Origin of the sequence: Sphingobacterium sp. DR205, assembly GCF_011064245.1 — a bacterium.
Taxonomy (GTDB): Bacteria; Bacteroidota; Bacteroidia; order Sphingobacteriales; family Sphingobacteriaceae; genus Sphingobacterium; species Sphingobacterium athyrii.
Map to the genome: position 1 here is coordinate 3808300 of NZ_CP049333.1, position 12415 is coordinate 3820714.

At 40.3% G+C, this 12415-nt stretch carries 13 protein-coding genes; 2 read left to right on the forward strand and 11 right to left on the reverse strand.

What is annotated here, in order from left to right; genetic code table 11:
- Positions 1 to 367 precede the first annotated feature (367 nt).
- The 7 genes from trxB to G6053_RS16310 all read right to left on the reverse strand — a co-directional run bounded on the left by trxB (position 368) and on the right by G6053_RS16310 (position 7312).
- Complete coding sequence (gene trxB, locus G6053_RS16280; RefSeq protein ID WP_108633813.1) at positions 368 to 1324, reverse strand: thioredoxin-disulfide reductase; 957 nt, start codon at positions 1322 to 1324, stop codon at positions 368 to 370.
- 27 nt (positions 1325 to 1351) lie between these two features.
- A complete protein-coding gene (locus G6053_RS16285; protein WP_165307188.1) occupies positions 1352 to 2305 on the reverse strand; it encodes a 3'-5' exonuclease in 954 nt (317 codons plus the stop codon).
- A gap of 72 nt (positions 2306 to 2377) precedes the next feature.
- Positions 2378 to 3700 carry a pitrilysin family protein gene (locus G6053_RS16290; RefSeq protein ID WP_165307190.1) on the reverse strand — a complete coding sequence of 441 codons (1323 nt, stop codon included), beginning with the start codon at positions 3698 to 3700 and terminating at the stop codon, positions 2378 to 2380.
- Positions 3690 to 4949, reverse strand: a complete 1260-nt coding sequence (locus G6053_RS16295; RefSeq protein ID WP_108633810.1) for a pitrilysin family protein — start codon at positions 4947 to 4949, stop codon at positions 3690 to 3692. Before G6053_RS16295 ends, G6053_RS16290 begins: the two co-directional genes overlap by 11 nt.
- 17 nt (positions 4950 to 4966) lie before the next feature.
- Positions 4967 to 5866, reverse strand: coding sequence for an oxygen-dependent coproporphyrinogen oxidase (hemF, locus tag G6053_RS16300; RefSeq protein WP_165307192.1), 900 nt, complete (start codon positions 5864 to 5866; stop codon positions 4967 to 4969).
- Between the two features lie 17 nt (positions 5867 to 5883).
- The gene (locus G6053_RS16305; RefSeq protein WP_108633808.1) at positions 5884 to 6888 is read right to left on the reverse strand and encodes an NAD(P)H-dependent glycerol-3-phosphate dehydrogenase; all 1005 of its coding nucleotides are present in this window, start codon (positions 6886 to 6888) and stop codon (positions 5884 to 5886) included.
- Positions 6889 to 6964: 76 nt separating this feature from the next.
- On the reverse strand, positions 6965 to 7312 hold the full coding sequence (locus tag G6053_RS16310; protein WP_108633807.1) for a Rieske (2Fe-2S) protein: 348 nt from the start codon (positions 7310 to 7312) through the stop codon (positions 6965 to 6967).
- A gap of 68 nt (positions 7313 to 7380) precedes the next feature.
- Here G6053_RS16310 and ychF point away from each other — a divergent pair, with 68 nt between their 5' ends.
- Positions 7381 to 8481, forward strand: coding sequence for a redox-regulated ATPase YchF (ychF, locus tag G6053_RS16315; RefSeq protein ID WP_108633806.1), 1101 nt, complete (start codon positions 7381 to 7383; stop codon positions 8479 to 8481).
- 185 nt (positions 8482 to 8666) lie between these two features.
- Here ychF and G6053_RS16320 read toward each other — a convergent pair whose 3' ends face one another.
- A complete protein-coding gene (locus G6053_RS16320) occupies positions 8667 to 8963 on the reverse strand; it encodes a DUF2892 domain-containing protein (RefSeq protein WP_108633805.1) in 297 nt (98 codons plus the stop codon).
- A 135-nt stretch (positions 8964 to 9098) separates the two neighbouring features.
- Between G6053_RS16320 and G6053_RS16325 the strand changes: the two genes are divergently transcribed.
- The gene (locus G6053_RS16325; RefSeq protein ID WP_108633804.1) at positions 9099 to 9944 is read left to right on the forward strand and encodes an ATP cone domain-containing protein; all 846 of its coding nucleotides are present in this window, start codon (positions 9099 to 9101) and stop codon (positions 9942 to 9944) included.
- A 70-nt stretch (positions 9945 to 10014) separates the two neighbouring features.
- Here the strand turns inward: G6053_RS16325 and ispE are convergent, their stop codons facing one another.
- The 3 genes from ispE to G6053_RS16340 are packed head-to-tail and all read right to left on the reverse strand — an operon-like array spanning position 10015 to position 12347.
- Positions 10015 to 10836, reverse strand: coding sequence for a 4-(cytidine 5'-diphospho)-2-C-methyl-D-erythritol kinase (gene ispE / locus G6053_RS16330; RefSeq protein ID WP_165307194.1), 822 nt, complete (start codon positions 10834 to 10836; stop codon positions 10015 to 10017).
- Between the two features lie 34 nt (positions 10837 to 10870).
- Complete coding sequence (locus tag G6053_RS16335; RefSeq protein WP_108633802.1) at positions 10871 to 11398, reverse strand: adenine phosphoribosyltransferase; 528 nt, start codon at positions 11396 to 11398, stop codon at positions 10871 to 10873.
- Positions 11385 to 12347 carry a helix-hairpin-helix domain-containing protein gene (locus G6053_RS16340; protein ID WP_108633801.1) on the reverse strand — a complete coding sequence of 321 codons (963 nt, stop codon included), beginning with the start codon at positions 12345 to 12347 and terminating at the stop codon, positions 11385 to 11387. The genes G6053_RS16335 and G6053_RS16340 overlap by 14 nt, the downstream gene beginning before the upstream one ends.
- Between the last annotated feature and the right edge of the window lie 68 nt (positions 12348 to 12415).

Below are 12415 nucleotides of genomic sequence, written 5' to 3' on the forward strand. Positions count from 1 at the left end.
CTCAACGGCACATTCGCATTCGACAAATGAAAAGGAAGGAATTAGAAATCGGGCTAGTTTCCCAGTTGCTTACAGAAGCGGTTAGATAGTCGTTGTTCATACTTGTTCAAAATTTGTAGTCTAGATTTTATGTTCGTTGCCAACGCCAATTGTTAACGACAATACAAATATAAAAATAGTTTTCAAAAAGACTACCAAATAAGTAGTCTTTTTGAAAACTATTTTTACAAGTTGAATCCATCTAATCGAATAGTTGTATGGAAAAAAAATGAGCCCGATGTTAAATCGGGCTCATTACTACAGATATGTTAATCCGTTTATTTTTGCGGGGACATCTACCATTCGGAATTCCCTATTTTTCACCATTCTATTCTCCGCTTTCTTTGGCGGCAAGATATCTTTCTGCTTCAAGCGCTGCCATACAACCGGTACCGGCCGCAGTAATTGCCTGACGGAATATATTGTCCTGTACATCTCCACAGGCAAATACTCCTGGTATATTCGTTGCGGTACTATCTGGCTTAGTAATCAGATATCCTGTTTCGTCCATATCTAATACTCCTGTAAATAATTCCGTATTGGGTTTATGACCGATTGCCACGAAGAAGCCTGTTACGTCCAGATCTTTTTCAGACTGGTCTTTGTTGTTGATCACTCGGATTCCAGTCACTACCTGACCGTCACCTAAAACTTCTTTTGCTTCGGAGTTATAATGTACTTCGATATTTGGCGTGTTCATTACACGGTGTACCATCGCTTTGGAAGCTCTGAATTCATCACGACGCACCAACATATGTACTTTCGAACATAATTTTGCGAGATAAGTTGCCTCTTCTGCAGCAGTGTCGCCGGCACCTACAATCGCAACTTCCTGATTTTTAAAGAAGAAACCATCACACACAGCACAAGCTGATACGCCAAAACCGTTATATTTTTGTTCGGACTCCAAGCCCAGCCACTTCGCCGTTGCTCCTGTGGCAATGATCACCGTGTCTGCTGTAACTTGTACTGTTCCGTCTATTTCTACACGATGTACATCACCTGTAAAGTCTACTTTTGTCACATAACCAAAGCGCACGGAAGTTCCGAAGCGTTCAGCTTGCTCCCGTAAATCTTCCATCATAACTGGACCGGTAATCCCTTTTGGGTATCCCGGAAAATTGTCCACTTCTGTTGTTTGTGTCAACTGCCCCCCCGGTACAATACCTGTATAAACTACCGGCTTCATATCCGCACGAGCTGCATAAATTGCTGCAGTATATCCCGCTGGACCTGAACCAATAATCAAACATTGTACATGCTCCACTTCTTGTTTGAATTCCATAATCCTTTTTCTAAGCTATTAATAAAGTTATTTTTTAAATTTATCTTGCAATCCTTTCAGCATGTCCAGCGAGATACTTTGGGGTGCCTCTTCTTTTTGCTGATTGAACTCCTTTTTAGCAGTTTTTTTATCCTCTACCGAATGGGTAGGTGCCGCTTTCGCTTTTTGCTCACTTTTTTCTTTCTTATATCTTATCCAGATATTTTCCAGTACTTTTTTGGTATATAAAGGAAAATCACCATTCTGCATCCAGGCATAATAACTAGGTTCCTGCTCAAATACTTCTACAATGGCCTTACCTTTGTGTTTACCAAAATTAATGGTTTCCAATCCGTCTTCGTTATATACAATCCGTCCGGCAAAATCCACAGGCTTACTTAAGTTTGTAAACTCATGTAATGCAGCCACATCATTGACGACGGGGTATGAAACCACGCCATGACGGTCCTCGAATGCGGCGCCCTCATATTTAGTCAATTGCGCTTTCAACACTTCATAGGTAGCGCGCACATCTGCTTCGGCGGTATGTGCATTTTCAAGGTTCTCATCGCAATAGAACCTATAGGCTGCCTTTAATGTACGTTGTTCCATTTGATGGAAGATGTTCTGTACATCAACAAAGGCACGCCCTTCCAAAGAAAAATCTACGCCTGCACGTAAAAACTCTTCCATGAGCATGGGCACGTCAAACTTATTTGAATTATATCCTGCCAAGTCCGACTCACCAATAAAAGCGGCCAATTCTACTGCAATTGCTTTAAATGTTGGCGCATCTTTAATATCTTCGTCACGAATGCCATGAAAAAACGTTGATTCCGCAGGAATCGGTCTTTCTGGATTAATTTTCTTCGTATATACTGTTTCTTCACCACTGGGCATCACTTTCAAAAATGATACTTCTACAATTCGATCGGTCGCAACATTAACTCCTGTCGTCTCCAAATCGAAAAATACCAATGGTCTTTTTAATTTTAATTCCATGCTGGATCGTATGCTTTTTTTAACAAAAACCAAAAATACAAAGTTGGATTTGATTTTTGTAGTCTGTGAAATTTAATTTACAACCGCTTGATGAATCGGTTCGAATTGGTTGAATTTACCCACAACAACCTTTACCATTTGCTCAAAATCAAGGTATTTATCAGCAATATCACGAACCTTTTCGGGCGTCATATTTTTAACTTGCTCCATGTAATAAGAATAATACGTTAGGCTCATGTCGTTCAACAAAACACTCTTGAATTTATCAGCATGAGAAAATATACTCTCCAATGATCCCAATAGAGATCCTTCCATATACGTTTTCACCAAATCCACTTCCTCTTCCGAAGCCAGTGTGGTCTTCAGCAGACTGATCTCCTTCTCTATCTCGACTAAAGTTGCATTGGTTACATCAACACCAACTTCTGTAGCAATGGTTAAGAAACCCGTATGTTTTAACGTGGCCACAGCCGATCCGATACTATAGGTATAACCTTTTTCCTCGCGTATATTGCGCATCAGCCTTGAACCAAAAAAACCGCCTAACAGTGTATTAACAAACTGTAGTGCCGGATAATCCGGATGCATTCTCGAAATTGTCTGACTTCCCAAACGAATAGCCGATTGTAACGCATTTTCTTTTTCTTCGTAAGCTAAACCGCTTGACTCCTGAATCAATATGGGACTCGCAGCAAGAGCTGCTGCCTCAGGTCCTTGCCACTCAAAGCCAAAGATCTGTTCCAGCTCGTTGATGAGGTCATTAGAAACATTGCCTGAAACAATCAAGGTACAATTATTAGGTACGATTTCTTTGCGATACAGTGCCGTCAATTGCTCACGGTTAATGGCGTCATAATCGTCAAGTTTTGGTGTACGTCCATAACGATTATTTTCACCGAAGATCAGGTTGTAGAACTTGCGTCGCGCCAGGTAGTCATTTTTTTGAATAGATACCTGAAACTTTTGCTTATTATTACGAAGGTAAGTATCGAGCTCCTCCTGCGGAATCGATGCTTCCGTTAAAATATCTTTTACTAAGGGTAACAACACTTTGCTATGTCGATTCAATGTATACAACGACAAAGACGTCACGTCGAAAGAATATTCGGGAACAAGAAACGCACCATAAAAATCGACCTTGTCAGCAATCTCCGCACTTGACATCGTCGTTGTCCCCTCTTTGAGCAATGCACATAATGCACTATTTAGTAGCGGATTTTCATTTTGTTCATCTAGATACTTATTCTCAAAAATCCATTCAATACGGACAAGTTCTTGTTCGGGCGAATGAAACACATATACAGGTAAGCCGTTTGCAAACTGTTTTTTGACTGGTTGCTTCAAGCTTATATGAGCGATTTCGCGGAATTCGGGCGCTTTTGTTCTATCCAACATGACGTATCTCCTCCTCTTGTGCTTTATACATTAATATTGATGCGTTTTCAGGGTTAAAAATAGCTCTTGCTTGCTGCTGCACCTCCTCAGCCGTTACAGCCAGATATTTTGATACTTCTGTATTGATACCGTTGGCGTCACCGAGCAATTCATGGAACGCCAAATTCATTGCCTTATCCAAGATGGACAGCTCAGCAAACACATTTGTCGACTCGATTTTATTTTTTACTTTTTCCAGTTCTGCCTTAGATACCAATTCTTTTTTCAATAAATCGAGCTCTCCCCATACGGCACGTTCCGCTTCTTCCAATGTTATTCCTTCGGATGGTTTACCTTCGATCACAAACAAGTTATTGTCAATACTACCCATTACGTAGGCATTTAATTCGCTAAAAACCTGTTCCCCTTTCACCAGTCTGCGATACAGTCTCGATGAAGAGCCTCTGGACAGGATATCCGAAAGTAAATCCATGGCAAAATAGCCTTCTTCAAGTCGTGCTGGACCATGAAAAGCCATATAGAGCGCATCTAAAGGTACCGGAGCAAAAGCGGTCTCCCTTCTTAATTCCTGTTGTACAGGCTCCTGTGGCAACTGGCGGTGATATTTTTGACCGGGTTCGATATCGGCAAACCATTTTTCAACCAAAGATTTTACTTCTTCATAATAAACATCTCCCGAAATCACCATAATCGCACTCTGCGGATTATAGTGTAGTTTGAAGAAGGCCTTGACATCCGCCATGGTTGCATCTTCGATATGTTTTAGTTCTTTCCCAATAGTAGCCCAACGATACGGGTGCACCTTATAAGCCAGAGGGCGCAGCTTGAGCCAGGCATCACCATAAGGCTGATTGAGATAGCGTTGTTTAAATTCTTCGCTTACCACATTTCGCTGCACTTCAAGACTCTGTGGTGAGAATGCCAGACTTAACATACGATCGGATTCTAACCACAGTGCAGTCTCCAGATTGGAAGAAGGCAACGTAATATAGTAATTGGTGATATCATTGCTGGTGAAGGCATTATTCTCTCCGCCGACTTTCTGCAGTTCGGTATCAAAATTAGGGATATTGACGCTACCACCAAACATGAGATGCTCAAACAAATGGGCAAAACCCGTCTGCTCCGGAGACTCATCGCGTGCGCCTACATCGTATAATATGTTCACACAGGCCATTGCCGTGTTATGATCTTCGTGTATCAATACACGAAGTCCGTTTTCTAATGTAAATTTTTGGTATGAAACCATGTAGTTTTTTTTCGATTTTATGAAATCCAGTTAATACCTTTTTGCAGTAAGGACAAGGTCTTGGCTTCTTCGGAGCCTTCTTCAGGTTGATGGTCATATACCCAATTGGCCTGGGATGGTAGACTCATCAATATGGACTCTATTCGACCATTTGTCTCAAGTCCAAATTTAGTACCGGAATCCCAGACTAAATTAAACTCAACGTAACGCCCGCGGCGGATCAATTGCCAATTTTTTTGTGCCTCATCGTACGCCCTATTTCTGTTTTTATCGACCAATGTGGTATAAGTAGGTGCAAAACTACGCCCTAAATCACAGGAAAATGCAAAAATATCCGCCATTGACATTCCTGTTTTCGCCGTATTTAACTTATCGTAGAATACCCCGCCTATTCCACGGGTTTCTTGTCGGTGGCGAATGAAGAAATACTCGTCGGCCCATTTTTTAAATTCATCGTAAAAAGTTGGATTATGTTTATCACAGACCGTTTTTAATTGCTGATGAAAAAACTGGGCGTCCGCTTCATTCACATAGTGTGGCGTCAGGTCAATCCCCCCGCCAAACCAGCGCATCTCCTCATTCAATTCAAAATACCGGATATTCATATGAATAATCGGTACCCAAGGATTATTGGGGTGAATAACAATGGAAACTCCGGTGGCAAAGAAATCATCTTCGTCTACGCCAAAAGCCTTCTTTATGCTCTCAGGTAGTTTCCCGTGCACAGCAGAAAAGTTGACTCCACCTTTTTCCAGGATATTTCCGTTCTGAATAATCCGCGTACGGCCGCCGCCCCCACCTTCTCTTTCCCATAGTTCTTCCTCAAATCGGGCCGAACCATCCAAACGCTCCAGCGCCTGGCATATTTCATCTTGAATTTCTTTATAAGCTAAAGCAATTGCTTCTTTTGTTATCATTTACTTTATCGCTACGTTTAAGTTAATTTTTCACTCAAAGCTTGAATAATTTTGGATGCGGGTTGATGTGCGTATAAAATCTGATATACGGCATCACAAATAGGTAACTCCACAGCATACTTCTCTGCATATTCCTGAATGCAGGCCGAAGCATAATAACCTTCAGCCACCATATTCATTTCGAGTTGGGCAGATTGCACACTATATCCTTTGCCGATCATATTCCCAAATGTTCTGTTGCGGCTGAACTGTGAATATGCTGTGACCAACAAGTCGCCTAAGTAAGCAGAGGTATTGACATCCCGGGACGTGTCCCCATCTACTTTAGCGACAAACCGGCGCATCTCCCGAATGGCATTGGAAACCAGTACCGCCTGAAAGTTATCGCCATAGCCCAAGCCATGACATATACCGCCTGCAAGGGCATAAATATTCTTTAATACGGCTCCAAACTCTATTCCTATAATATCTTCCGAAAGGATCGTTTTTATAACCCGAGAAGATAAAAGCGAAGCAACCAAGGCAGCATTATCGAGATTTTTGCAGCCAAATGTCAGGTAAGACAGCTTACCCAGCGCCACTTCTTCGGCATGACAAGGACCACCTACCACGCAGATCTGCCTTATATCGATGTCATAGCGCTGTTCCAAAAACTCACCGATGATCAAGTTATCCTTAGGAATAATCCCCTTGATGGCTGATACTACTATTTTATCTTTGAAATCTTCCTTGGTGATACCACTCAATGCATCTTTTAAATAGGCAGCCGGCGTATTTAAAATAACAATATCTGAATTGGCAACTACATTTTTTGCATTGGTATCAATGCTGGTAATACTCAAATCGACAGCAACGCCACTCAAATAGGTTGGGTTGTGTTTAAACTTTTGAATATATTCTGCATCTTCCTCTTTTCTAATCCACCAAAAAATATGTTTGTCTTGGTCATTTTCGCATAGCATCTTGATCATCGCTGTCGCCCAGCTCCCGCTACCTATTATACCAATCTTTTTCCCCTGCATGTTTTTAATTTGTTTTCGAAAGCAAATATACTTATTTACTACTTAGATATGCGATTACATCGGGAGATATGATACTTTAGTTACTTTTAGAAGGGAGAAAATTTTGCCAAAAACCTTTCTCAATGCCTACAAAATGGGCGCCGCCCTCCTGTTTAATAGGATAAATATGAATAAAGTCATGTTGAGCAGGGGCCCCTTTTCCCGTCACAAGATCAAATTCATGCCGATGAAAGGGACAGATTACTTTGCCCCGCTCACACCAGCCGTTTTTCAAAGGAGCTCCCGCATGCGGACATTTTCTGGAAAATGCATGCAATTGCTCTTCAAACCAAGTCAGGCAAATGGTTTTTCCGCCAAACTTATGTTCGGTTATCCCCTTATCCTTTAAAAATTGGGCCTCATCAATTTTGTACCACTGAAGCATACCACAAGATAGTTAAAAATTACAGTGAATTTTCTATCTTTGTGCAATTTCAAAAATTTGCACTATATATGGCTTTACAATGCGGTATCGTAGGTTTACCAAACGTTGGTAAATCAACATTATTTAACTGTCTGTCGAATGCGAAAGCACAGGCAGCAAACTTTCCATTTTGTACAATTGAACCAAATGTTGGGGTAATTACCGTACCGGATGCCCGTCTAAATAAATTAGCTGAGTTAGTCAATCCACAACGTATCGTTCCCAATACCATTGAAATCGTCGATATCGCGGGATTGGTGAAGGGAGCGTCAAAAGGAGAAGGATTAGGGAACCAGTTCTTAGGAAATATTCGTACCACCAATGCGATCATTCACGTTTTGAGATGTTTTGACGATGGAAATGTCATTCATGTGGATGGTTCTGTAGATCCGATCAGAGATAAAGAAATCATCGATACAGAATTGCAGCTAAAGGATTTGGATACTGTGGTAAAACGTATCCAAAAAGTAGAGAAAATGGCAAAAACTGGCGGTGATAAAGATGCAAAAAAGACTTTTGATATACTTTCCGTTGTCAAAGAACATCTGGAATCAGGTAAATCAGCCCGTACAGCTCCGATTGAAGCCGAAGATTTTGAATTTATTCAAGACTTGGCTTTATTAACAGCGAAACCTGTACTGTATGTATGTAATGTCGACGAAGGATCTGTCAATACAGGCAATGCTTATGTGGAGCGTGTAAAAGAAGCGGTCAAAGATGAGAAAGCCGAAGTCTTGATCATATCCGCGCAAATTGAATCTGAAATTGCGCAATTAGAGAGCTATGAAGAACGCAAGATGTTTTTGGATGATCTTGGTTTGGAAGAATCCGGTGTTCACAAATTGATTAGAGCGGCCTATTCACTATTGAATTTAGCTACCTACTTTACTGCTGGTGTTCAGGAAGTACGCGCTTGGACGATTGAAAACGGTTTTACTGCCCCTCAGGCAGCAGGTGTTATTCACACGGACTTTGAGAAAGGATTTATTCGCGCTGAGGTGATCAAATACGACGACTTTGTTACTTTAGGTTCAGAAAGTGCTGTAAAAGAGGCTGGGAAATTAGCCGTAGAGGGAAAAACTTATATCGTGCAAGATGGAGACATTATGCACTTCCGTTTTAACGTATAAAACTAGCTGATTAATTCATGAGGCTGGAAAAACCGGAGTCCGAAATTATCTTTTCGAACTCCGGTTTTTTCTTTCATATCCGGCATTCCTGCTATCGTTCAGCTGTAACAAAAGTGAATCCATGTGCATTGCAACTTCACGAATCCTTGTTCAGCTTTTTTTAACGAAAAACCCGCCATCCATTGCTATTTAACAAAATAACGATGTTCGATTACTTCCACCTTTTTAACATCCTTATCTTCCAGCATTTTTTTTACGTCACAATGCCCCGTCACGCCACGATAAATTAGTGTCCCGCCAAGTGTCAAACCCGAAATCCCCGTCAGTGGTGATTTAAAAAGCTTTTTAACTCCCAACCCTAAAATAAAGCCACCGGCAATTACAGATAATACACGTTCGGAAGCTCCAATATTCTCTTCAATACAGTCATCCTTTATCTTAGCTTTAATCTTGTCAAATGCAAATGTCAATAGGTTACTCATAATTATCTATATTTAAGTATTGTTTCTTAATGTAAACAAATGATGCCCCAAAAAAGTTTACATATAGAATAATAGTTTTTTATGTGATTTCTCCGATCACATCGCTTATATTCGTATTTATCAAATTCAATGTCCATGCAAGTCAAAAAATATTCCGGTGAATTAGTACCTTTTAACGGTGAGGCCTTAAAGCACTCCCTTTCCCGTTCGGGAGCAAATATGGAGCAGGTAAACCAAGTATACGCTCGTGTTATCAGTGAAATATATGATGGTATTTCCACGAGAGAGTTGTATCAACTGGCATTCGATACGCTGAAAACAGTTCGTAGCTCATTTGCTGCACGCTACAGCCTAAAGAAAGCGCTACGCGATCTGGGACCAGAGGGTTTTTATTTTGAAAAATATATTGCACATCTGCTGCGCTCCATCGGTTACGAAAGCACCACCGGACAAACGGTACAGGGGCATGCCGTTTCCCACGAGTTGGATGTCGTCGCGTATAAGGATGGTAAATTAATGACAGCAGAATGTAAATTTAGAAATGATATTGATGCTAAGATTTCCGTCACCACAGCAATGTATTACCTGTCAAGATTTAAAGATATCAGCGGGATTGATTACGAGTTTTTCGGTAAAAAATTGCAATTTCAGGAAGGCTGGTTGATTACGAACGCCTATTTTACAACAGATTCCATTGATTTTGCAGAGTATTATGGCATCAATCTGCTATCCTGGGATTATCCGAAAGAAAATAGTATCAAAAGAAGAGTCGACAAGGCGGTCTTTTACCCTATCACCTGTTTGACGACGCTTTCGGACCTGGAGGAACAGCAGCTATTAAAAAATCAGGTGATCCTCGTAAAAGATATTGTAAACAATCCTGAAAAACTTGATTTTCTAGGACTCAACAAAGACAGAAAAGAAAAAGTTCTTAAAGAAGCCCGTGAATTATTAGACTATAAGGTAGAAGAAGAATATTAATAGCATCAAGCTGAAAAGTAATAAGCCATACATTTCGCTAGGTATGGCTTATTTTTTCTTTAAAATGATATTATTGCGTTAGCGCAACCGGATAATAAATCTTTCCATATCGGGAAAACTCACTTAGATCTGTTTTTTCCCAGAAAATACCATAAATGGCAGCACCGGAGCCGGACATGGAGGCATATATCGCCCCTTTCTGATACAATGCTTCTTTGATCTCTTTCAATAAAGGATGGTTATCAAAAATATCATCTTCAAAATCATTTCGAATCAGGAACTTCCACTCCTGAATGGGTAAACGGATCGCTTCCTCCAGGTTGACATCCGAAGCCTTTGGCTTCACACCCTTGTACGCCTCAGCAGTTGAGATATGAATATCAGGCATAATAACGGCGATATAGTATTCACTTAGGTCAAGCGATACCAGCTTAAAATCTGTCCCGATTCCAGTCGCAAATACAGGCGTATTTCCAATAAAGAATGGGCAATCCGCGCCTAATTGTGCTGCATATCCTTTTAATTGTAGATCTGTTAAGTTTAATTTAAACAATTCACTAAGCCCTTTCAAAACAAAAGATGCATCTGCAGATCCTCCTCCAAGCCCAGCTCCGATCGGAATCTGTTTGATTAAATCAATCGTGACGGAAGGAATATCAAATTCTTTTTTTAACAGCGCATGAGCCCGTAAGCAGAGATTGTCGGCCTGATCTCCGGGGATACGTTCCCCCTGAACTGTCAATGTCGATTGTTGCTTATCTGTCTCCAGCAGCTCTATAATGTCATAGAGCGGTAGCGGATAGAATACACTATTCAATTCATGGTAACCATCTGGCCGCTTGGCAATCACTTGCAGTCCAATATTTATTTTAGCATTTGCGAAGAGTATCATGTGATATCGTCTAAATCAACAGTTATATTCTGTATTAATAGCTCACTAGTGAACAGATTGTATCACTAAAGCGAGATAACCGGCCTTTTGCTTTGAGAAAGTCCAATGAGATAATGAAGCTATAGGCAGCGATCACTCCGCCCAATTTTTCAATAAGCTTACTAGCCGCCACAACAGTTCCCCCTGTTGCCAAAAGATCATCATGGATCAAAATACGACTCCCCCGCTCAAAGGCATCCTCATGAATCTCAATGGTTGCCTGACCATATTCCAGTGCATAAGATTCAGAAATCGTTTTAAAGGGTAATTTGCCTTGTTTACGGATCGGAATAAAAGGTAAGCCCAATCGGTTGGCCAGTAAAAATCCAAAAAGAAATCCGCGGCTTTCAATACCCGCAATGGCATCAATTTCTATTCCTTGAAGTTGGTCAATAATCGCGTCGATCATTTCATTGCATAGCGCAGCGTCTTTCAACAAGGGGGTAATATCTTTAAATACAATACCCGGTTTAGGAAAATCCACTATATCCCGGATTTCCAATTTCAATTTATCTTGAATCATTCTCAAATATTAAATACGGCGCGATTTTAGCAATAGCAAGATCTGAAAGCGTACCTATCTTGGTAAGATCCTCTATATTAGTGTAATTACCATGTTGATCACGGTAATTGACTATTAATTTCGCATCCTTCGGGCTAAGATACGGATGTTTGCCCAATGAATTCGCATCAATCTGGTTAATATTGATTTTTTTGATTCCTTCTAAATTAGACACCATAACGTTATCCTTAATCAGGTCATATGTTTCGGAAGTGACACCATACACTTCTTTCAATTGCTCTATACGACAAAAACCGCCAAGTACTTCCTTATATTTTAATATACGCTTAGAAAGGATAGCCCCGATCCCCTTCAAACTCATCAATGCGTTTGTATCACAGGTATTGATATCTATTTGTTCAGCTTTATTGGTTTCAAATTTATCATACAATAAGGTCGTTTTATCTGTTCCATTTTCTGTTGCGGCTTCCTTTTTTATACGAATATATGGTTCAAGTTTGCTATACAGTTGTTCATTGATCGAGTACATCTTTTTGACATCGCTTTTCTCTCTAAAACGACCACCTTTTCTTTCGTAATTCTTGATCACTGCAATTTGCTTGGCAGACAGTCCGAGTTTCTGCCAATCATCCGGAGGTAAATTATTGGGGTCAAAATAGAATAGCTTCGTACTCCTTTCTTTACTTTCGGCCCCCGGTTCTACGACAGCTACTTTTTTTTCCAAATCAACATCGGCACCAGAATATTTCTTATTTTGATAATCAACAAGACCGGTTGAGTCATGAAAGGACTGTTCAAAAACCCGCACCTGATGTGCTATTGGATCCTTTTTATCATTCCGACGAACCAAAGAATACACAATACTAAACAAAATGATTAACACCAATACAACAAAAAAACCATTTTGCTCTGTTTTATTAAATCTCAAATAAGTCCATAGCCTTTTCATAAGCCGTTAATGGTTTGGTTTTATAAATTTAATAAATTAGAAGGAAAATAAAAAGGGAGATGTTTAAA